18 protein-coding genes and 1 pseudogene are annotated in these 19,570 nt (G+C 64.0%); 5 read left to right on the top strand and 14 right to left on the bottom strand.

Annotation, left to right across the window (positions count from 1 at the left end; all coding sequences use genetic code 11):
* The 3 genes from mnmA to HZY77_RS06400 are packed head-to-tail and all read right to left on the bottom strand — an operon-like array spanning position 1 to position 2,076.
* Complete coding sequence (mnmA, locus tag HZY77_RS06410) at positions 1–1,077, bottom strand: tRNA 2-thiouridine(34) synthase MnmA (RefSeq protein WP_296819887.1); 1,077 nt, start codon at positions 1,075–1,077, stop codon at positions 1–3.
* Positions 1,074–1,541 carry an NUDIX hydrolase gene (locus HZY77_RS06405; RefSeq protein ID WP_296819885.1) on the bottom strand — a complete coding sequence of 156 codons (468 nt, stop codon included), beginning with the start codon at positions 1,539–1,541 and terminating at the stop codon, positions 1,074–1,076. The genes mnmA and HZY77_RS06405 overlap by 4 nt, the downstream gene beginning before the upstream one ends.
* On the bottom strand, positions 1,534–2,076 hold the full coding sequence (locus tag HZY77_RS06400) for a pseudouridine synthase (RefSeq protein WP_296819883.1): 543 nt from the start codon (positions 2,074–2,076) through the stop codon (positions 1,534–1,536). The genes HZY77_RS06405 and HZY77_RS06400 overlap by 8 nt, the downstream gene beginning before the upstream one ends.
* Before the next feature lie 42 nt (positions 2,077–2,118).
* On the opposite strand from HZY77_RS06400, the gene icd reads away from it, so the two are divergent.
* Entirely contained in the window at positions 2,119–3,357 is a 1,239-nt protein-coding gene (gene icd / locus HZY77_RS06395) for an NADP-dependent isocitrate dehydrogenase (protein ID WP_296819881.1), read from the top strand.
* Between the two features lie 58 nt (positions 3,358–3,415).
* Here icd and HZY77_RS06390 read toward each other — a convergent pair whose 3' ends face one another.
* Positions 3,416–3,622: a cold-shock protein gene (locus HZY77_RS06390; RefSeq protein WP_296819879.1), complete on the bottom strand. Its 207-nt coding sequence runs from the start codon at positions 3,620–3,622 to the stop codon at positions 3,416–3,418.
* A gap of 298 nt (positions 3,623–3,920) precedes the next feature.
* Here HZY77_RS06390 and HZY77_RS06385 point away from each other — a divergent pair, with 298 nt between their 5' ends.
* From HZY77_RS06385 to dnaE, 4 genes are all read left to right on the top strand, one after another.
* Positions 3,921–4,226 carry a PsiF family protein gene (locus tag HZY77_RS06385; protein ID WP_296661301.1) on the top strand — a complete coding sequence of 102 codons (306 nt, stop codon included), beginning with the start codon at positions 3,921–3,923 and terminating at the stop codon, positions 4,224–4,226.
* A gap of 66 nt (positions 4,227–4,292) precedes the next feature.
* On the top strand, positions 4,293–5,444 hold the full coding sequence (gene earP, locus HZY77_RS06380) for an elongation factor P maturation arginine rhamnosyltransferase EarP (RefSeq protein ID WP_296819877.1): 1,152 nt from the start codon (positions 4,293–4,295) through the stop codon (positions 5,442–5,444).
* A 44-nt stretch (positions 5,445–5,488) separates the two neighbouring features.
* A complete protein-coding gene (gene efp, locus HZY77_RS06375; RefSeq protein ID WP_296819875.1) occupies positions 5,489–6,049 on the top strand; it encodes an elongation factor P in 561 nt (186 codons plus the stop codon).
* 178 nt (positions 6,050–6,227) lie between these two features.
* Positions 6,228–9,653: a DNA polymerase III subunit alpha gene (dnaE, locus tag HZY77_RS06370; protein ID WP_296819873.1), complete on the top strand. Its 3,426-nt coding sequence runs from the start codon at positions 6,228–6,230 to the stop codon at positions 9,651–9,653.
* 219 nt (positions 9,654–9,872) lie between these two features.
* Here the strand turns inward: dnaE and HZY77_RS06365 are convergent, their stop codons facing one another.
* The 10 genes and pseudogenes from HZY77_RS06365 to HZY77_RS06320 all read right to left on the bottom strand — a co-directional run bounded on the left by HZY77_RS06365 (position 9,873) and on the right by HZY77_RS06320 (position 19,424).
* Positions 9,873–10,142, bottom strand: a complete 270-nt coding sequence (locus tag HZY77_RS06365) for an acylphosphatase (RefSeq protein ID WP_296819871.1) — start codon at positions 10,140–10,142, stop codon at positions 9,873–9,875.
* A 4-nt stretch (positions 10,143–10,146) separates the two neighbouring features.
* Positions 10,147–12,198 (bottom strand): methionine--tRNA ligase, encoded by a 2,052-nt coding sequence (metG, locus tag HZY77_RS06360; protein ID WP_296819868.1) that lies wholly within the window; start codon positions 12,196–12,198, stop codon positions 10,147–10,149.
* Positions 12,199–12,266: 68 nt separating this feature from the next.
* Positions 12,267–12,869, bottom strand: coding sequence for a DUF924 family protein (locus HZY77_RS06355; protein WP_296819866.1), 603 nt, complete (start codon positions 12,867–12,869; stop codon positions 12,267–12,269).
* Positions 12,870–12,884: 15 nt separating this feature from the next.
* Positions 12,885–13,136 carry a CDGSH iron-sulfur domain-containing protein gene (locus HZY77_RS06350; protein WP_296636882.1) on the bottom strand — a complete coding sequence of 84 codons (252 nt, stop codon included), beginning with the start codon at positions 13,134–13,136 and terminating at the stop codon, positions 12,885–12,887.
* An 85-nt stretch (positions 13,137–13,221) separates the two neighbouring features.
* A complete protein-coding gene (locus HZY77_RS06345; protein ID WP_296820850.1) occupies positions 13,222–13,632 on the bottom strand; it encodes a TolC family protein in 411 nt (136 codons plus the stop codon).
* Positions 13,633–13,729: 97 nt separating this feature from the next.
* Positions 13,730–14,635, bottom strand: coding sequence for a TolC family protein (locus tag HZY77_RS06340; RefSeq protein WP_296819864.1), 906 nt, complete (start codon positions 14,633–14,635; stop codon positions 13,730–13,732).
* Positions 14,636–14,677: 42 nt separating this feature from the next.
* Positions 14,678–14,731 carry a hypothetical protein gene (locus HZY77_RS06335; protein ID WP_296820849.1) on the bottom strand — a complete coding sequence of 18 codons (54 nt, stop codon included), beginning with the start codon at positions 14,729–14,731 and terminating at the stop codon, positions 14,678–14,680.
* Between the two features lie 97 nt (positions 14,732–14,828).
* Positions 14,829–17,729 (bottom strand): annotated as a pseudogene (locus HZY77_RS06330) (efflux RND transporter permease subunit); the annotation flags it as partial.
* Position 17,730: 1 nt separating this feature from the next.
* Positions 17,731–18,825: an efflux RND transporter periplasmic adaptor subunit gene (locus tag HZY77_RS06325; protein WP_296819862.1), complete on the bottom strand. Its 1,095-nt coding sequence runs from the start codon at positions 18,823–18,825 to the stop codon at positions 17,731–17,733.
* Positions 18,822–19,424 (bottom strand): TetR/AcrR family transcriptional regulator, encoded by a 603-nt coding sequence (locus HZY77_RS06320; protein ID WP_296819860.1) that lies wholly within the window; start codon positions 19,422–19,424, stop codon positions 18,822–18,824. Before HZY77_RS06320 ends, HZY77_RS06325 begins: the two co-directional genes overlap by 4 nt.
* Between the last annotated feature and the right edge of the window lie 146 nt (positions 19,425–19,570).

Raw genomic sequence — 19,570 nt, 5'->3', positions numbered from 1 at the left:
TCAGGTGATGATTCCGCCGCCGAGGCAGACTTCGCCGTCATAGAGCACAACGGACTGTCCGGGCGTGACCGCCCATTGCGGGCTGTCGAACGCGAGTTCGAGCGTGTCATCGTCGAGCCGGGTGATGCGGCAGGGTGAGTCGATCTGGCGGTAGCGGGTCTTGGCGGTGTAGGGCTTGGCCGGATCNGGGGCGACGCCGCTGATCCAGTTGAGCTGGCCGGCGGCGAGCGTCGAGCGCTTGAGTAGCGGATGGTCGTGGCCCTGTACCACGATCAGCGTGTTGCTCGCCATGTCCTTGGCGGCGACGAACCAGGGCTCGTCGCTGCCGTCTTTCTGCCCGCCGATGCCGAGGCCCTGGCGCTGGCCGAGGGTGTAGTACGTCAGGCCCTGGTGCCGGCCGACGACGTGGCCTTCAGGCGTGGTCATGTCGCCGGGGTCGCGCGGCAGGTAGCGCTCGAGGAATTCGCGGAAGTTGCGCTCGCCGATGAAGCAGATGCCGGTGCTGTCCTTCTTGGCGGCGTTGGGCAGGCCGATCTGCGCGGCGATCCGGCGTACCTCGGGCTTGGGCAGGTGCGCCAGCGGAAACAGGGAAGGGGCGAGCTGTGCCTGGTTCAGGCGATAGAGGAAGTAGCTCTGGTCCTTGTTGGCGTCGGCTGCGCGCAAGAGCGTCGCGTGACCGTCCGCATCCTGGCCCTTGCCGACGTAGTGGCCGGTGGCGATGAACTCGGCACCGCGCGCGATGGCGTCGTCGAGGAAGGCCTTGAACTTGATCTCGGCATTGCACAGCACGTCGGGGTTGGGCGTGCGGCCGGCCTGGTATTCGGCAAGGAAGTAGCTGAACACGCGTTCCTTGTATTCAGCGGCGAAGTTGACCGCCTCGACCTCGATGCCGAGCACGTCGGCCACCGCCAGCACGTCGAGAAAATCCTGCGTCGCGGTGCAGTGCTCGGTGTTGTCGTCGTCGTTCCAGTTTTTCATGAAGACGCCGAGCACGCGNTAGCCCTGCTGCTTCAGCAGATGGGCCGAGATGGAGGAATCGACTCCGCCCGACATGCCGACGACGACGCGCGTGCTCATGCGTGGCTCACGAAGTCGAGCGGGAAGCGTCGCCCGGCCAGATAATCCCGCACACAGCGCATGACCAGCGGGCTGCGGTGCGGCGTGGGGTGGGCGGCGAGTTCGTCCGGCGTTAGCCAGAGGGCGCGCACGATGCCGTGGTCGAGTGGACGTTCGGCGTCGAAGCCGGTGACGCCGCAGACATAGGCAAAGCGCAGGTAGGTGATGTCGCGCCGCGGGTAGTGCGTGGTGTAGCAGCCGAGCAGGGCGGTCGGCTCGACGTGGTGCGCGGTTTCCTCCAGCGTTTCGCGGCGTACGGCGTCGATCAGCGTCTCGCCGCGTTCCCAGTGGCCGGCGGGCTGGTTGAGACGCAGGCCCTCGGCCGTGTGCTCCTCAACCATGAGGAATTTGCCGTCGCGCTCGACGATGGCGGCGGCGACCACGTGCGGCATCCATTGCGTTGTATCCAGGCCTGGCTCAGACATGAAGTTCCTTCCATTCTCCGGGTTGCAGCGCGTCCAGGCGCCATTCGCCGACAGCGGCGCGGATCAGCCGCAGCGTCGGGTAGCCGATCTTCGCCGTCATCCGCCGCACCTGGCGGTTCTTGCCTTCGCTGATCGTGAGTTCGATCCAACTGGTGGGGATGGCCTGGCGGAAGCGGATCGGCGGGTTGCGCGGCCACAGGCCGGCGGGTGCGTCGATCAGGCGCGCCCGGGCCGGGCGGGTGACGAAGTCGCCGAGATCGACACCGCGGCGCAAGGGGTCGAGGTCGGCGTCCGTCGGTGTGCCCTCGACCTGCGCCCAATAGGTTTTGGACAGCTTGTGCCGGGGATCGGCAATGCGGCTCTGGAGCGCGCCATCATCGGTTAAAATCAGCAGACCCTCGCTGTCGGCGTCCAGTCGTCCGGCCGCGTAGACGCCCGGCAGCGCGAGGTAATCCCGCAAGCCCTGCCAGCGACCTTCCGGGGTGAACTGGCTGAGCACGCCATAGGGCTTGTTGAACAAAATAAGACGCGACACTTCGGGTGGGGGCAAAGCCCCATTTTATCGTTTCGAGACATTATGAGCACACATATCCAGATTCCCGCCGCAGGCAAGAAAATTACCGTCAACGCCGACAACAGCTTGAATGTGCCGGACACGCCCATCATCCCCTTCATCGAAGGCGACGGCACTGGCGTCGACATCACCCCGGCGATGCGCCGCGTGGTCGATGCCGCGGTCGCCAAGGCCTACGGCGGCAAGAAGCAGATCGCCTGGATGGAGGTCTACGCCGGCGAGAAGGCGGTCAAGGTCTACGGCGGCGACCAGTGGCTGCCCGACGAGACCGTGCAGGCGGTGAAGGACTACGTGATCTCGATCAAGGGTCCGCTCACCACGCCGACTTCGGGCGGCATCCGCTCGCTCAACGTCGCACTGCGCCAGATGCTGGACCTCTACGTCTGCCTGCGCCCGGTGCGCTACTTCACCGGCGTACCCAGCCCGGTGAAGGCGCCTGAGAAGGTCGACATGGTGATCTTCCGCGAGAACACCGAGGACATCTACGCCGGCGTGGAATGGGAAGCCAATTCCGCCGAGGCGAAGCGCGTCATCAAATACCTGCAGCGGCAGATGGGCGTGAAGAAGATCCGCTTCCCGGGGACTTCCGCCATCGGTATCAAGCCGGTGTCGATCGAAGGCTCCGAGCGGCTGATCCGCAAGGCCATCCAGTATGCGATCGACAACAAGCGCAAGTCGGTGACCCTGGTACACAAGGGCAACATCATGAAGTTCACCGAGGGCGGCTTCAAGAAGTGGGGCTACGAACTCGCTGCGCGCGAATTCGGCGCCAAGCTCATCGGCGAAGGCCCGTGGATGGAGCTGCCGAACGGCATCGTCATCAAGGACGTCATCGCCGACGCCTTCCTGCAGCAAATCCTGCTGCGTCCGGACGAGTACGACGTGATCGCCACGCTCAACCTCAACGGCGACTACATTTCCGACGCGCTGGCGGCGGAAGTCGGCGGCATCGGCATCGCGCCGGGCGCCAACCTTTCCGACACCGTGGCGATGTTCGAGGCCACCCACGGTACCGCGCCCAAGTACGCGGGCAAGGACTACGTCAATCCGGGCTCGCTGATCCTGTCGGCCGAGATGATGCTGCGCCACCTGGGCTGGATCGAGGCGGCCGACCTGATCGTGGCCAGCATGGAGAAGGCCATCGCGGCGAAGACCGTGACCTACGACTTTGCGCGCCTGATGGACGGCGCGACCGAGGTGAAGTGCTCGGCGTTCGCCGAGGCGATGGTCGCGAAGATGTGAGCATCGTGACAGCCAACAAAAACCCCGCCGAAGCGGGGTTTTGTTTCAGCGCAACAACTCAACCTTGCGGCTGGATGTTGGAAGCCTGCTTGCCTTTGGGGCCCTGGCTGACTTCGAAGCTGACCTTCTGGCCTTCCTTCAGGGTCTTGAAACCGCTGGATTGGATGGCGGAAAANTGTGCGAACACATCTTCGCCGCCGTCATCCGGGGTGATGAATCCGAAACCCTTGGCGTCGCTGAACCACTTGACAGTACCTGTTGCCATTACAACTCCCTCCTTGGCGGAACATAAACACAACCACAAACATAACCGCGATAAGCATGACTCCACCCCGTGGGGCGTAAACTCTGGCGGATGACAGGACGGCGAGATTGTTTTAGCCGTCGGTCTGAATTCAAGCGCGCTACCCGGTAATGCCCTGTGGTAATGCCAAACCTGTACGGTTCTTGAAACCAAACTTTTGGCTTTTTACTACCGTGCATGAGTTTTTACAAGTGGAAAGCGAGAAAAACAAGGGGCTGGGCTAGACTGTAGTTTCCATTCAACCAAAGAAAGGGTCGCGATGAAGAGAATGATGCTGATCGGATTGGTGGCGGGCGCACTGCTGGCCACGGGGGCATGGGCTGAAACCGCCCAACAGACACGGATGAAATCCTGTAACGCCGATGCGGGCAAGCAGCAGCTTTCCGGCGATGCGCGCAAGGCGTTCATGAAGTCCTGCCTGTCCGGAGGAGCGAAGCCGGAAAGCAAGGCGACGGCCCAGCAGCAGCGCATGAAGGATTGCAATGCCGAAGCCTCGAGCAAGCAGATGAAGGGCGATGCACGCAAGGCATTCATGAAATCCTGCCTGTCCGGCAAGTCGAACTGAGTTGGTCCAGATGCAAACGAAGCAGGCTCCGTAAGGAGCCTGCTTCGTTTTATGGGATGCGGTAGCATGCGCGCCATGCGTACCTGGGACATCTTCTGCAACGTCGTCGACAACTATGGTGACATCGGCATTGCCTGGCGCTTGGCGCGCGGACTGGCTCGTGAGCGGGGACTGGGCGTACGGCTGTGGGTGGACGACCTGCGTGCGTTCCAGCGCATCTGGCCGGTCGTCGACGGGGACGCGGCGTGGCAGGTCTGTGAGNGGGTGACGGTTTGCGCGTGGCGCACGCCGTTTGCGCCCGCTGAGCCGGCGCGCGTGGTGATCGAGGCATTCGGCTGTGCGCTGCCGGAAACCTATCTCGAGGCCATGGGCGACATGTCGCCGCCGCCGGCCTGGATCAATCTCGAATACCTGAGTGCCGAATCCTGGGTGGCCGCGCACCATGGCCTGCCTTCGCCGCATCCGCGGCTGCCGCTGACCAAGTATTTCTTTTTCCCGGGTTACACGCCGGATACCGGCGGCCTGCTGGTCGAGGCTGACCTGGCCGAGCGACGCGCCGCGTTCGTGAACAGCGGCATGCCGGGGTTCTGGCGCGAACTGGGTTTGGAGGCGCCGCGGCCTGATGAATTGCGGGTGTCGCTGTTCACCTACGAGAACCCGGTGCTGCCCAACCTGCTCGACGCCTGGGCGTCCGATACGCGCCCGGTGACCTGCCTCGTCCCCGAAGGCCGGGTGATTCCGCAACTCGCGGCGTGGCTCGGTGTGCCCGGCCTGCAGGCCGGGGAGGCGCATCGACGCGGCAATCTGGCACTGCACATCCTCCCGTTCACGGACCAGGACGCCTACGACCGCCTGCTGTGGGCGTGCGATCTCAATTTCGTGCGGGGCGAGGATTCCTGTGTGCGGGCGCAGTGGGCGGCGCGCCCGCTGGTGTGGCAGGCCTACCCGCAGGCGGACGAAGCCCACTGGGACAAGGCGAATGCGCTGCTGGCGCATTACACCGAGGGACTCGCGCGCGACGCAGTGCTGGCGGTAAGCGGGGTGTGGCGGCACTGGAATGGCATGCCGGAGACCGCCAGCATGGCGGCCTGCTGGGAGGCATGGCGGACGCATCGGACCGTTATCGAGGCTCATGCGGCAGCGTGGAGCGTTCGCCTGGGGCGCGTCGGATCGTTGACTGAGAAGCTGGTGGAATTCGCCGAAAACAAGTTAAAATAGCGAGTTTTCTCAATCCCTTAGCTCTCTCCGCAGGACACACACCCATGAAAACCGCAATGGAACTCCGCGCCGGCAACGTCGTCATGATCGGCAAAGACCCGATGGTGGTGCAGAAGGCCGAATTCTCGAAATCGGGCCGCAACGCCTCTGTCGTCAAGATGAAAATGAAGAACCTGCTCACCGGCGCCGGCATGGAGAGCGTGTATCGTGCCGACGACAAGTTCGACACCGTGACGCTCGACCGCAAGGAATGCACCTATTCCTACTTCGCCGATCCGCTGTACGTGTTCATGGACGGCGAATACAACCAGTACGAAGTCGAAGGCGACAACCTCGGCGATGCGCTGAACTACCTCGACGACGGCATGCCGGTCGAAGTGGTGTTCTACGAGGGCAAGGCGATCTCGGTCGAGATGCCGACCACCGTCATTCGTGAAGTCGAATACACTGAACCCGCCGTGCGCGGCGACACTTCCGGCAAGGTCATGAAGCCCGCCCGCATCAAGCCCACCGGCTTCGAGCTGCCGGTGGCCGCGTTCGTCGAGATCGGCGACATGATCGAGATCGATACCCGCACCAACGAATTCAAGCGCCGCGCCAACTGAGCGTGGTTGTTGCCGATTAATCGGTTTACAACCTCGGCCTGCCCTTGATGCCCTTTAGGGTGCTTGCGGGTGGATCCGCCGATGCGTGTTCCAACAAAAGGCAGCTTCGGCTGCCTTTTGTTTTTGGTCGCCCGTTCAGCGGCGTTAAAATAACGGCTTGCTTCTCCGCTTTCGCCCCATGACCGACCCGCGTTTCGTCCATCTCCGCCTGCATACCGAATATTCCGTCACTGATGGGCTGGTGCGAGTCGGTGAAGCGGTCAAGCGCGCGCGCGATATCGCAATGCCAGCGCTCGGTCTCTCCGACCTGTCCAATACCTTCGGCTGGGTGAAGTTCTATCGCGCCGCGCGCGGTGCTGGCATCAAGCCCGTCTTCGGCTGCGACGTGTGGGTGACGAATGCTGCCGACCGTAATCGGCCTTCGCGCCTGATGCTGCTGGTGCAGCATCGCGAAGGGTATCGCCGCCTGTGCGAACTGCTGACACGCGCCTACCAGGAAAATCTTTATCGGGGGCGTGCCGAGATCGATCCGGCCTGGCTGGCCGACGGCACCGAGGGCCTGCTGGCATTATCGGGCGGCGACGCCGGAAACGTGGCGCAGGCGATACTGGATGAGAAGCCCGACGCTGCGCGCACCGCAGCGGAAGCCTGGGCCGCTCTGTTCCCCGACCGCTACTACCTGGAACTGCAGCGCTTCGGCCAGCCGCATACCGAACGTCTGATTGACGGCCTGCTCGACATCGGCGCGGCGCTGAACCTGCCGGCAGTCGCCACCCATCCGATCCAATTCATCTCGCCCGACGATTTCAAGGCGCACGAGGCGCGCGTCTGCATCGCCGAGGGCATGATGCTGGGCGATCCGCGCCGGCCGCGGCCCTTCACGGCCGAGCAGTACTTCAAGACGCCGGACGAGATGGCGGAACTGTTCGCCGACCTGCCGGAAGCCCTGGCCAACAGCGTCGAAATCGCCAAGCGCTGCAATCTGACGTTGGAACTCGGCAAGAGCAGGCTGCCCGATTTCCCGACGCCGGACGGCATGAGCCTCGACGACTACATGCGGCAGCGTTCCTTCGAGGGGCTGCACGAACGCATGGCGCACCTCTATCCCGACGAGGTCGAGCGCGCGGCCAAGCTGCCCGAGTACATCGAGCGCCTGGAATTCGAACTCGGGACCATCATCCAGATGGGCTTCCCGGGTTATTTCCTGATCGTGGCGGACTTCATCAACTGGGCCAAGAACAATGGCGTGCCGGTGGGACCGGGGCGGGGTTCAGGGGCTGGTTCGCTGGTTGCCTACAGCCTGCGCATCACCGACCTCGATCCGCTGGCCTACGACCTGCTGTTCGAGCGTTTCCTCAACCCCGAGCGGGTGTCGATGCCCGACTTCGACATCGACTTCTGCCAGGACGGGCGCGACCGCGTGATCCAGTACGTGAAGGAGCGGTATGGCCACGCCGCGGTGTCGCAGATCGCCACCTTCGGCACGATGGCGGCCAAGGCGGTGTTGCGCGACGTCGGTCGTGTGCTCGACCTGCCGTACCTGTTCGTCGACAAATTCGTCAAGCTGGTGCCCAACGAACTGGGCATCTCGCTCGCCGAGGCGCGCGAGAAGGAACCGCAGATCGACGAGCGTGCCCGCAACGAGGAAGAACTCGCCGAACTGCTGCCGCTGGCGGAAAAGCTCGAGGGCATCACGCGCAACGTCGGCATGCACGCGGGCGGGGTGCTCATCGCGCCGGGCCGGCTCACCGATTTCTGCCCGCTGTACCAGGCCGAGGGCTCCGACGCGGCGGTGTCGCAGTTCGACAAGGACGACGTCGAGGCGATCGGCCTGGTGAAGTTCGACTTTCTGGGCCTGCGCACGCTGACCATCCTGGCCGAAGCGGTGCGCTTCGTGCAACGCCATCCGGGGCGGGAGAGCTTCCAGCTGGAAGACCTGCCCCTCGACGATCCGGCGGTCTACAAGCTGTTTGCGGACGGCAACACTACTGCGGTGTTCCAGTCCGAATCGCGCTCGGCCAAGGACCTGGAAAAGAAACTGAAGGGCGACTGCTTCGAAGACATCATCGCGCTGATGGCGCTGAACCGGCCGGGCCCACTCGGCTCCGGCATGGTGGACGATTTCATCGCGCGCAAGCAGGGCAAGCAGAAGCCGGAGTATTTCCATCCCGACCTCGAACCGGTGCTGAAGTCGACCTACGGCATCATCGTCTACCAGGAGCAGGTGATGCTGGTGGCGCAGATCCTGGCGGGCTACAGCCTCGGCGCCGCCGACCTGCTGCGGCGCGCGATGGGCAAGAAGAAGCCCGAGGAAATGGCCAAGCAGCGGGAAATCTTCCTCGCCGGTGCAGCCAAGCGCGGCGCGGATACCAAGGTCGCCGAGCGCCTGTTCGACCTGATGGAGAAATTCGCCGAGTACGGCTTCAACAAGTCGCATTCGGCCGCCTATGCGCTGGTGGCGTATCACACCGCCTGGCTCAAGGCTTACTATCCAGCCGAATTCATGGCGGCGACGATGTCGTCGGAAATGTCCGATACCGACAAGGTGCGGGTGTTCTACGAAGACTGCCGCGCCAACGGTCTGGCCATGCTGGCGCCCGACATCAACCTGTCGGGCTATCGTTTCGAACCGGTCAGCAAGACCGAGATCCGCTATGGCTTGGGCGCGATCAAGGGCAGCGGCGAGGCGGCGATTGGCGCGATCGTCGCCGAGCGCGAGGCCAACGGTCCCTTCAAGGGGCTGTTCGATCTGGCCCGGCGGGTCGACAAGCGCTATCTCAACCGCCGCGTACTCGAGGCGCTGGTGAAGGCGGGCGCGTTCGATGCCATCAACGGCCATCGTGCCAGTTTGATGGCATCGGTTGGCGCGGCACTGGAAACCGCCGACCGCACGGCGCGCAGCGGCGGCCAGGTCGGCCTGTTCGGCGAAGCGCTCGACGGCGGCGGAGAAGACTTGATCGACGTGCCGGTGTGGCCCGAGCAGGAAAAGCTGCTGCAGGAGAAGTCCGCGCTCGGTTATTTCTTCAGCGGCCATCCCTTCACGTCGTACCTGTCCGAGGTGTCGAGCTTCGCCAAGCGGCAACTCGACAGCCTGGAGCCTTCGCGCGACCTGGTCATGCTGGCCGGCATTGCCGTTTCGCTGCGCACCCAGATGACGCGGCGCGGCAAGATGCTGATCCTGCTGCTGGACGATGCGACGGCGCAGGTCGAAGTCGTGATCTTCAACGAACTCTACGAGCAGAGTCGCCATCTGCTGAAGGACGACGCGCTGCTGGTGATCGAAGGCAAGGTCAACCGCGATGACTATTCAGGCGGCGTGCGGGTGACGGCGGAGCGGATCTATGATCTGGCCGGCGCGCGCACCCGGTTTGCCCAGGGCTTGCGGCTGGCCTGCAACGGGCAGTCGAACGGGCGCAAGCTGGCCGAACTACTTGCGCCCTACAAGGCGCAGGAGGGCGGATGCCCGGTGTGGATCGAATATCACAATCCCAATGCGCGCTGCCGGGTGCGGCTGGGCGAGGACTGGCGGGTGCGGCTGGATGACCGCCTGCTGGAGTCTTTGGGCACTTGGCTCAAACCCGAGGCGGTGAACGTGATGTACTGAAAAGCCAGGGGGCGGATGGAACAATCGTACCGATCCGGACTTTTCTTTTAACAAAGTGTTGACATGAATTACATAATATTAGAAAATTCTAATAACACTGATGTCGCCGCAATGGCGGTTGGTGTTGTCTCCTCCAATCCTCCTCCTTTGGTGGATACTCTGCCCGGCTCATCACTGAGCTGGGCATTTTTGACCGTGTTCCGGACGGACGTCCAGCCTTCAGTCGGTCCGCTTCACAAATCCCTTGTACTGGCCATCTGCTTCGCCGATGTCGACCCGGTCGACCCGCGCCAGCGGCGGGCCGGTGTGAGCCCACTCGATCAGGGCCTCGACCGCCGAGGCCGGTCCCTGGATCACGGCCTCGACCGCACCGTCGGGCGTGTTGCGCACCCAGCCGGCCACGTTCAGACGCTCGGCCTCCACCCGCATCGATTCGCGGAACCACACGCCCTGCACCCGGCCATGGATACGCAGGCGATGCGTTTTCATGGCCTTACTTCACTTTCATGCCTGGTTGCGCGCCGCTGTCGGGTGACAGGATGAACAGACCCGGCGCATCGCCCGAAGCGGCGAGTACCATGCCCTCGCTCATGCCGAACTTCATCTTGCGCGGCGCGAGGTTGGCGACCATCACGGTGAGCCGTCCGACCAGGGCTTCGGGCGCATAGGCCGACTTGATGCCGGCGAACACTTGGCGGGTGCCGAGTTCGCCAAGGTCGAGCGTCAGCCGCAGCAGCTTGTCGGCGCCTTCGACATGCTCGGCGTTGGCGATGCGCGCGATGCGCAGGTCGATCTTCGCGAAGTCGTCGATGCTGATCGTTTCGGACACCGGCATGGACGGCTGCGCGGCGTGCGCCTGCGCTTCGGCATGACGCGCCGGCGCGGGCGCCGGGGTCGGTTCGAGGTTCTGCTTGTTGGCGTCTACCATGGCTTCGATGGATTTGGGGTCGATACGGGTCATCAGGTGGCTGTATTCGTTGATGCGGTGGCGGATGAATAGGCTCTGGGAATCTTCCCAAGCCAGTGACGGAATGTCGAGGAAGGCCTCGACTTGCTCCGCCAGTTTCGGCAGCACTGGCTTAAGGTACAGGGTCAGCAGGCGGAAGCAGTTCAGTGCGACCGTGCAGACTTCATGTAGGCGATAAACAGCTTCAGGTTTCTTCGCCAGTTCCCAGGGCTTTTCATCGGCCACGTACTGGTTGGCGCGATCGGCCAGCGCCATGATTTCCCGTAAGGCTTTGGCGTAGTCGCGCGCCTCGTAGTGCGTGGCAATGGTGCCGGCCGCGGCCTGGAATGCTCCGACCAGTTCCATATTGGCCACGCCGTCGGCGAGCTTGCCGTCGAAATTCTTGTGGATGAAGCCGGCGGTGCGGCTGGCGATGTTGATGAACTTGCCGACCAGGTCCGAGTTCACCCGCGCGACGAAATCGTCGAGGTTGAGGTCGATGTCCTCCATTGAGCCGTTAAGCTTGGCTGCGTAGTAGTAGCGCAGCCACTCCGGATTCAGCTTCTGCGCCAGATAGCTCTCGGCCGTGATGAAGGTGCCGCGCGATTTCGACATCTTCTGGCCGTTGACGGTCAGGAAGCCGTGCGCGTAGATCGCGCTCGGCGTGCGGTGGCCGGAGAACTTCAGCATCGCCGGCCAGAACAGCGCGTGGAAGTAGAGGATGTCCTTGCCGATGAAGTGCACCAGCTCGGTCTTGGCATCGGCGCCCCACCAGGCGTCGAAGTCGAGGCCGTTGTCAGCGGCGTACTTGGCGAAGCTCGCCATGTAGCCCACAGGCGCATCGAGCCAGACGTAGAAATATTTGCCCGGCGCGCCGGGAATCTCGAAGCCGAAGTAAGGCGCGTCGCGGCTGATGTCCCAGTTGTTGAGGCCGGCGGCGAACCATTCCTGCATCTTGTTGGCGGCTTCGCTTTGCAGCGTACCCGAGGTCGTCCATTCGCGCAGGAAGGCTTCGCATGCACCGAGCTTGAAGAAGTAATGCTCGGAATCCTTGTGCACCGGCGTCGCGCCCGACACCGCCGACACCGGATTCTTCAGCTCGGTCGGGCTGTAGGTGGCGCCGCAGACTTCGCAGTTGTCGCCGTACTGGTCCGCCGCGCCGCACTTGGGACATTCGCCCTTGATGAAGCGATCCGGCAGGAACAGGTTCTTCACCGGGTCATACAGCTGGGCGATGGTCTTGACCTCGATCAGCCCGGCGTCCTTCAGCGCGAGGTAGATCTTCGAGGCGAGCGTGCGGTTCTCGTCGGAGTGCGTCGAGTAGTAATGGTCGAAGCCGATGTGGAAACCGGCGAAGTCGCGCGTGTGCTCGTCCCACACGCGTTGAATCAATGTTTCCGGGGTGATCCCTTCCTTTTCCGCGCGCAGCATGATCGCGGTGCCATGAGTGTCGTCCGCGCACATGTAGCGGCAGTCGTGGCCGCGCATCTTCTGGAAGCGCACCCAGATATCGGTCTGGATGTATTCGACGAGGTGGCCGAGGTGGATGCTGCCGTTGGCGTAGGGCAGGGCGGAAGTGACGAGGATCTGGCGGGACATGGGCAGGCCGGAAGGCGCAAAAGCCGCCATTTTAACGCGAGCGGACCGTGCCGCTCTTCAATGTCCTGCTAAAAACGCGAGCCGGGCTGCTTCAGGAATTCGAGTTCTTCTTCGGAGGAGGGGCGGCCCAGGATCGCGTTGCGATGCGGGAAGCGCCCGAAGCGCGCCACCACGTCGCGGTGCTTGCGCGCGTAATCCAGGAAATTGTCGAACAGCGTGCGTTCGTCGGCAGCGGCTTCGTTTGCCAGGGTTTCATACAACGCGACGGATCGGTCCTGCATGGCCAGCGACTCGGCATGTTCCAGCGGCAGATACAGGAACACGCGTTCGATCGGCGCAAGCTGCCGGTCTTCGCCAGCCGCGAGCGCGTCCAGGCTCAAGGCCAGTGCCCGGGGATCCGTGGCGAAGGCCTGCGGCTGGTCGCGATGGATATGATGCGGAAACTGGTCGACCACGATCACCAATGCCAGGCGCGTGCGCGGNGTGGCGGTCCAGTGGTCCAGCCGGCCTGCGGCCGCATCGACCAGCGTGGCGGCAAAGCGGTCGATCACCGCCCGGTCGTTTTCCGGCGATTTCCCGAACCACAGCGTGTTNTTCCGTCCGGCAACCTCGGTCGCGCTGCCGGACGGACCGAACCAGAAATCGAGCACGTTTTCGGGCAGAACGTCCATGACGGGTTGGCCGATTCAGAAAATGTCGTCGGACAGGTCGTTGTGGCTGCCGTCGCAGAACGGCTTGTCCTTGCTGTGCTTGCAGTTGCACAGCCATACCGTGGTCTTCTCCTTGATGACGAACGGCATCGGCTCCAGGCCGCTGCCTTCGTGCGAGCCATCGCAGAACGGTTGCGTCATCGATCGGCCGCACGAGCACCACCAGTATTCACCAGGTTCGAGTTCGAGTTCGGCGGGATTGCGGTCATACACGACGGGTTCGGACATGCTTTGACTCCTGAGCGAAAAACACCATTCTAGACGCATTGACCGCTGGCAAATCCGTACGGTTCATGGGGCAATTCCGTCGCGGTCAGTCAGGCCCCGCCCCCAGTGCCTTGTAGAGCGTGACCTGGGCGCCGAGCACCTGCAACCGGGACGTGATCAGAGCCTGTTCGGTGCTGAAGGCGTCGCGGCTGGCATCCAGTACCTCGAGATAATTGGCGATGCCGGCTTGCTCACGGGCTTTTACCCGTTCAAGCCGGGCATGGATGGCACGCAGGTTGGCTTCCTGCGCGCTCAGCTGCTCGGCATAGGTGGTACGGGCGGCCAGCGCGTCGGCGACTTCGCGGAACGCTTGCTGGATGGTTTTCTCGTAATCGGCCACCGCCTGTATCTTGCGCGCTTCCGCCACTTCCAGGTTGGCCCGGTTGCGGCCGGCGTCGAACAGGGGCAGCGTCAGGATCGGCTGGAACAGCCAGGCCCGGCTACCGGCATCGAACAGGCCGGACAGGGCGCTGCTGGCCGTGCCAAGGTTGCCGGTCAGCGCGATGCGGGGAAAAAGGCGGCACGGGCGACGCCCACATTGGCATTGCTTGCGATCAGCCGCTGCTCGGCGGCACGCACGTCGGGGCGCCGCAACAGCACGTCCGAGGGCAGGCCGGGCGCCAGCTCCGCCAGCGCCGTCTGGCTCGCTGCTCCGGGGTCTCGGAGAGCGGAACGGCCATGCCGGCCAGCAGGCGCAGGGCGTTTTCCGTCTGCGCGCGCTGGCGTTTCAAGTCCGCCCATTGGGCACGCACCGATTCGACCAGGCTTTCGGCGGCCAGCACGTCGAGATCGTTTGCCAGACCGGCTTCGCGCCGCTTGCGGATGAGAACCAGGCTTTCCTCGCGGGTTTTCAGCGTGTCGTCGGCAAGCCGCGTGCGTTCGGCGAGTTCGATGAGCTGATACCAGGTGCCGGCGACATCGCCGATGAGGCTGACGCGGAAGCTTTTGGCTGCTTCGTCGCTCGCCAGATACTGGGCTCTGGCGGCCTCGTTCAGCGCCGCCACCCGGCCCCAGAAGTCGAGTTCGAACGCGGTCACGCCCAGGCCCACGTCGTAGCGGCTGGTGGTGCGCGCCACGCCGACGCCGGAGAGGTCGGCCGGCGTCCGGGTGCGGTTGGCGTTCGCCTGGGCCTCGAGGGTCGGGAAACGATCGGCCCGGGCGACGCCCGCCAGGGCGCGTGCCTCCTCGACGCGTGCCAGCGCGATCCGCATGTCGCGGTTGTTGGCGAGCGCGGCCTCGATCAGCGTATGCAGGGCGGGGTCGGGGAAGTAGGTGTGCCAGTCAGGCAGGGCCGCGGCATCTGTTGTCGGCATGTCCGCGACGAACTGCTGCGGAACGGGCGCGGCAGGCCGCTGGTAGGCCGGGATCTGCGAACAGCCCGCCAGCCATGCCAGCGTGATGAGGGCGGCACCCCGGAATGCGCGGAGTGCGTGCCCGGATTCAAATTTGCGTTCAGTCATGTTTCGTTTCCTCCCGAGGCTTGGTGGGGAAGCGTTTCCGGATCACCACGAAAACACCGGCACCAGGAAAATGGCCAGCAGCGTTGCGGCGATCATGCCGCCGACCACGCCGGTTCCCACTGCGTGGCGGCCGGCCGCGNCCGGCGCCGGTCGAGATGGCGAGCGGCATCACGCCCAGGATGAAGGCGAAGCTGGTCATGAGGATGGGCCGCAAGCGCAGGCGACAGGCCTCCAGCGTGGCGGCGACGAGATCCATGCCCTCATCATGCAGTTGGCGGGCGAACTCGATGATGAGGATGGCGTTCTTGGCGGACAGGCCGATGATGGCGATCAGTCCGACCTTGAAGAACACATCGTTGGGCAGCCCGCGCAAGTAGACGGCCAGCACGGCCCCGAGGATGCCCAGCGGCACCACCAGGATCACCGAGAAGGGAATGGCCCAGCTTTCGTACAGCGCCGCCAGCGCGAGAAACACCACCAGCAGCGACAGGGCGAAGAGGATGGGCGCCTGGGCGCCGGCAAGCCGTTCCTCGAACGAGGTGCCAGACCACTCGAAACCGAAGCCTGGCGGCAGTTTCGTGGCGATGTCCTCCATGGCCTGCATCGCCTCGCCGGTGGAATGCCCGGGTGCGGCCGTGCCGGCGATTTTCATCGAGGGATTGCCGTTGTAGCGATCGAGTTTGGGCAGGCCCACGATCCATTTTGGCTTCGCGATTTCTCCCAGCAGCACGATGTCGCCGAGGCGGTTCCGTACCGGCAGCTTCAACAGATCGTCAGGTGTCTTGCGCAGGTCCGCATCCGCCTGCATCTGCACGCGGAGAATACGGCCGGCGCGCACGAAGTCGTTGACGTAGGACACGCCGATGGCCGAACTCAGGGTGTCGTTGAGGTTGGCCATGTCGATCTGCAGCGCCTGGGCCTTCTCGCGGTCGATGTCGAGATAAACCTGAGGGCCGGGCTCCTGGCCTTCGGGCCGCACGCCAGCCAGCCGCTTGTCCTGGCTGGCCATGCCCAACACCATGTTGCGCACGTCCATGAGCGCCTCGCGTCCTTGCCCGGAGCGGTCCAGCAGCCGGAAATCGAAGCCGCCGACTGCGCCCAGTTCAGGAATGGGCGGCGGGTTCACTGCAAAGATCACGGCCTCCTTGATGCGCATGAAATTTCCCATGGCCCGACCGATGACGCCCTGTGCCGAGTGTTCCGGTCCCGTGCGCTCATCCCAGTCCTTGAGCCGTGTGAAGACGAGTGCCGCGTTCTGTCCGCGGCCGAAGAAGGAGAAGCCCACTACGCCGATGACCCGCTCCACTTCCGGTTGCTTCAGGTAGAACTGTTCCACTTGGGAGAGCACCTTCACCGTGCGTTCCTGGGTGGCACCGCCCGGCAATTGCACCAGGGTGATGAAATAGCCCTGGTCCTCGTCCGGCAGGAAGCTGCCGGGCAGCTTGGCGAACAGCCAGCCGGCGGCGATCACGATGGCGAGATAGATCACCATCCAGCGGCCGCTGCGGGCGAGGATGCGCGCCGTAAGGCCGTGATAGCGCGCGGTGATCTTGCCGAAGAAACGGTTGAATCCGCGTTTCTCGTCTTCCTCCGCTTCGCCCGGCNNGAGAAGTGTTGCGCACATGGCGGGCGTGAGCGACAGCGCCATCAGCACCGAGAACGCCATGGTGAGAATCAGGGTGGCGGCGAACTGTCGATAGATGGCGCCGACGGAGCCGCCGAAGAACAGCATCGGCATGAACACCGCGGAGAGCACCACGGAGATGCCGAGGATCGCGCCGAGGATCTGGTCCATTGCCTTGAGGGTGGCGGCCAGCGGCGACAGGCGCTCCTCGCGCATGATGCGCTCGACGTTCTCCACCACCACGATGGCGTCGTCCACCAATACCCCGATCGCCAGCACCATGGCGAACAGGGTCAGCACGTTGATGGAAAAGCCGAAGGCATACAGGCCTGCGGTCGCACCCGCCAGCGCCACCGGCACCACGACCGCCGGAATCAGGGTTGTACGCCAGTGCCCAAGGAACACGTACATCACGATGAACACCAGGATCATGGCCTCGCCGAGGGTCTTCACCACCTCGAAAATCGAGATTTCCACGAAGCGCGAGGTGTCGTAGGGGACTGCCCAGTCGACTCCTTCGGGGAAGAAGTGGGCGAGTTCCGCCATGCGCGACTTCACCGACTTGGCGACGTCGAGCGCATTGGCACCGGGCGCAACACGGATGGCGATGGCGGCGATCGGCTGGCCGTTCATGCGGGCGTAACGATCGTAGCTTTCGGCACCGAGCTCCACACGCGCCACGTCCTTGACCTTGACGGTGGCGCCGTTGGGCAGGGCGCGCACCACGACGTTGCCGAATTCTTCGGGCGTCTTGAGGCGGCCGCGTGTCACGATGACGGCGTTCACCTGCGCACCGGCCGAGGCCGGCGCCTGATTCAGTTCACCGGTGGCGAGTTGCACGTTTTGCGCCTGCAGGGCCGTCTTCACGTCCGCCGGCGTGAGCCCGTACGCGGTGAGCTGATCGGGCTTGAGCCAGATGCGCATGGAGTATTCGCTGCCGAACAGGATGGCTTCGCCGACACCGGGGACTCGCAGCAGGGGATCCAGCACGTTGGCGGCGGCATAGCTGCTGAGGTCGGTTGCGTTGCGTTTGCCGTCCTTGGAGAAGATGGCGACGAACATCAGGTAGTTGCGCTGCGGTTTGGTCACCGGCACGCCGAGCCGCCGCACGTCTTCCGGCAGGCGCGCTTCGACGCGCTTGTAGCGGTTCTGCGCCTCCACCGAGGAAATGTCGACGTTGGTGCCCGGCTCGAAGGTCAGTGTCAGGGTACCGGCACCCAGTTCGGACGACGCCTCCATGTAGAGGAGGTGCTCGATGCCGTTCATCTGCTGTTCGATCAGCTTGATGACGGTGTCCTCGACCACTTGGGCGGATGCGCCGGGATAGGTCACGTTGAACGCGATCTGCGGCGCGGCCACCGGNGGNTACTGCGCCACCGGCAGGTTTTTCAGCGCAATGCCCCCGACGAGCAGGATCAGGATGGCGATGACCCAGGCGAAGATGGGCCGATGGATGAAAAAGCGTGCCATGTCAGTTGTCCTGTTTCTGGAGGACGGGTTTTACCACCGAGCCCGGCTTGGCCTTCTGTACGCCGTCAACGATCAGGGTCTCGCCGTCCTTGAGACCGTCTTCGACGACGAAATCGGTCCCTGACATGGCACCGACTTTCACCGGTCGCGGCGTCACCTTGTTCTCGGGTCCCACCAGCAGGACGAACTGGCCCTGGGGGCTGGACATTACCGCGCGTTGCGGCACGGTGATCACGTTTTCCGCGACGGCCTGGGGCAGTCGTACTCGCACGAAGGTGCCCGGCAGCAGCAGGCGTTTCGGATTGGGAAATTCCGCTTTCAACATGACAGCGCCGGTACTGGGATCCACGCTCATGTCGCTGAAGAAGAGCCGGCCTTTGTGGGAATAGGGCTGGCCGTTTTCCAGGATGAGCTCCACGATGCGGCTGTCCGTTGCCTTCAGCTGGCCGGCAGCGAGCGCGCTTTTCAGGCGCAATACATCGGCGTTGGGCTGGGTGAACAGCACGTTGACCGGCTCGAGTTGTTCGATGGTGGCGAGCAGGGTGGCGTCGTTCCGGCCAACCAGCGCGCCTTCGGTCACCGCGGTGCGGCCAATGTGGCCGGAGATGGGGGCGGGCACCGTGGTGTTCTCCAGGTCGAGGCGGGCACGCGCGAGTTGGGCTTCGGACTGTTTCAGCGCGGCACGGGCCAGATCCACTTCCTGCTGGCTGACCGCCTTGATGGGCAGGAGCGATTCCACACGGGCCAGATTGAGCCGCTTCACCTCCACATCGGCTTCCGCCGCTTGCGCGGCAGTACGGTAGGTGCGGTCATCCAGCCGGAACAGCGGCTGGCCGGCGCGCACGTCGCTGCCTTCCGTGAACAAGCGCTTTTCCACGATGCCCTCGACGCGGGCCCGGACCTGCGCGGTGCGGACGGCTTCCACGCGGCCCGGCAGTTCCTGGGTAAGCGTGGCGGCCTTGCTTCCCACCTGGACCACCGCCACTTCCGGTGGCGGCATGCCCTGACGNGGNCCGCCCGCTCCCGGAACGGACTTGCCATCGGGACCGCAGGCGGCGAGGAGAGGCAGAACAACAAGAAGAGCAAAGCGTTTCATGGTGTGTCCTTTTCGGGGGCAAAGGCGCGCAGGAAGCAATCCACCACCTGCGCCGTTTTCGTGGGCTTGAGCAAATCGGTCTGTAAATTGATGAGGCCACGCAAGCGATCCAGATCGATCAGCGCGGCGGTCAGCATCTCGGCGGCGAAATCGGGATCGTCCTTCCGCAGTTCGCACGCCTCCATGGCATGGGCCAGATACTTGGCGAGACGCTTGCGGGTGGTGTGCGGGCCCTGGCGAAAGAACTGCTTCGCGAGTTCCGGAAAACGCGGGGCCTCCGCCACCATGGTGCGAAAGATCGCGAGTCCCTCGGGACTCAGCAGGCGTGTGCGATAGGCGTCGCCAAAAGCCAGCAGCGTGGCCCGTACATCGCCGTCCCCGTCCAGGGTCACCAGCACGGACTGGATGGAATGGCGAACCACTTCGCCGAACAGCGCGTCCTTGCTATGAAAGTGGTTGTACAGCGTCTGCCGCGCGACCTGCGCGCGGGCAGCGATGCGATCGATGCTGACCTGGTAGCCCTCTTCGCGGAAAGCTTCGCAGGCAGCGGCCAGTAAGCGTTCGCGGGGGCCGTGAGGCGGGTCAAGCTCAGGAGACATGTCGATCCATTCGAAAATAGACTGGGTAGTCTATCCGTCCGCCAGAACGCGCGCAAGGTCCGAATATGCCGTGGTTAGGGGCGAGTGCAGCGGGTACCAGGAGGAGGAGCACGCCTTGAGTTTTGTAGGGTGCGATGACCGAAACG

The organism is Thiobacillus sp. (assembly GCF_013693775.1).
In the GTDB taxonomy this organism is placed as follows: Bacteria; Pseudomonadota; Gammaproteobacteria; order Burkholderiales; family Thiobacillaceae; genus Thiobacillus.
The sequence above is the reverse complement of the archived record's forward strand: the minus strand, read 5'-3'. Positions and strand labels throughout refer to the sequence as shown.

Coding starts and splice junctions, on each gene's coding strand:
- HZY77_RS06350 (WP_296636882.1), bottom strand. CDS start 13,136: ATGTCCGAACCCGTCGTGTATGACCGCAATCCCGCCGAACTCGAACTC.
- HZY77_RS06340 (WP_296819864.1), bottom strand. CDS start 14,635: ATGACTGAACGCAAATTTGAATCCGGGCACGCACTCCGCGCATTCCGG.
- dnaE (WP_296819873.1), top strand. CDS start 6,228: ATGACCGACCCGCGTTTCGTCCATCTCCGCCTGCATACCGAATATTCC.
- HZY77_RS06385 (WP_296661301.1), top strand. CDS start 3,921: ATGAAGAGAATGATGCTGATCGGATTGGTGGCGGGCGCACTGCTGGCC.
- metG (WP_296819868.1), bottom strand. CDS start 12,198: ATGTCCCGCCAGATCCTCGTCACTTCCGCCCTGCCCTACGCCAACGGC.
- HZY77_RS06405 (WP_296819885.1), bottom strand. CDS start 1,541: ATGTCTGAGCCAGGCCTGGATACAACGCAATGGATGCCGCACGTGGTC.
- efp (WP_296819875.1), top strand. CDS start 5,489: ATGAAAACCGCAATGGAACTCCGCGCCGGCAACGTCGTCATGATCGGC.
- HZY77_RS06365 (WP_296819871.1), bottom strand. CDS start 10,142: ATGAAAACGCATCGCCTGCGTATCCATGGCCGGGTGCAGGGCGTGTGG.
- HZY77_RS06320 (WP_296819860.1), bottom strand. CDS start 19,424: ATGTCTCCTGAGCTTGACCCGCCTCACGGCCCCCGCGAACGCTTACTG.
- icd (WP_296819881.1), top strand. CDS start 2,119: ATGAGCACACATATCCAGATTCCCGCCGCAGGCAAGAAAATTACCGTC.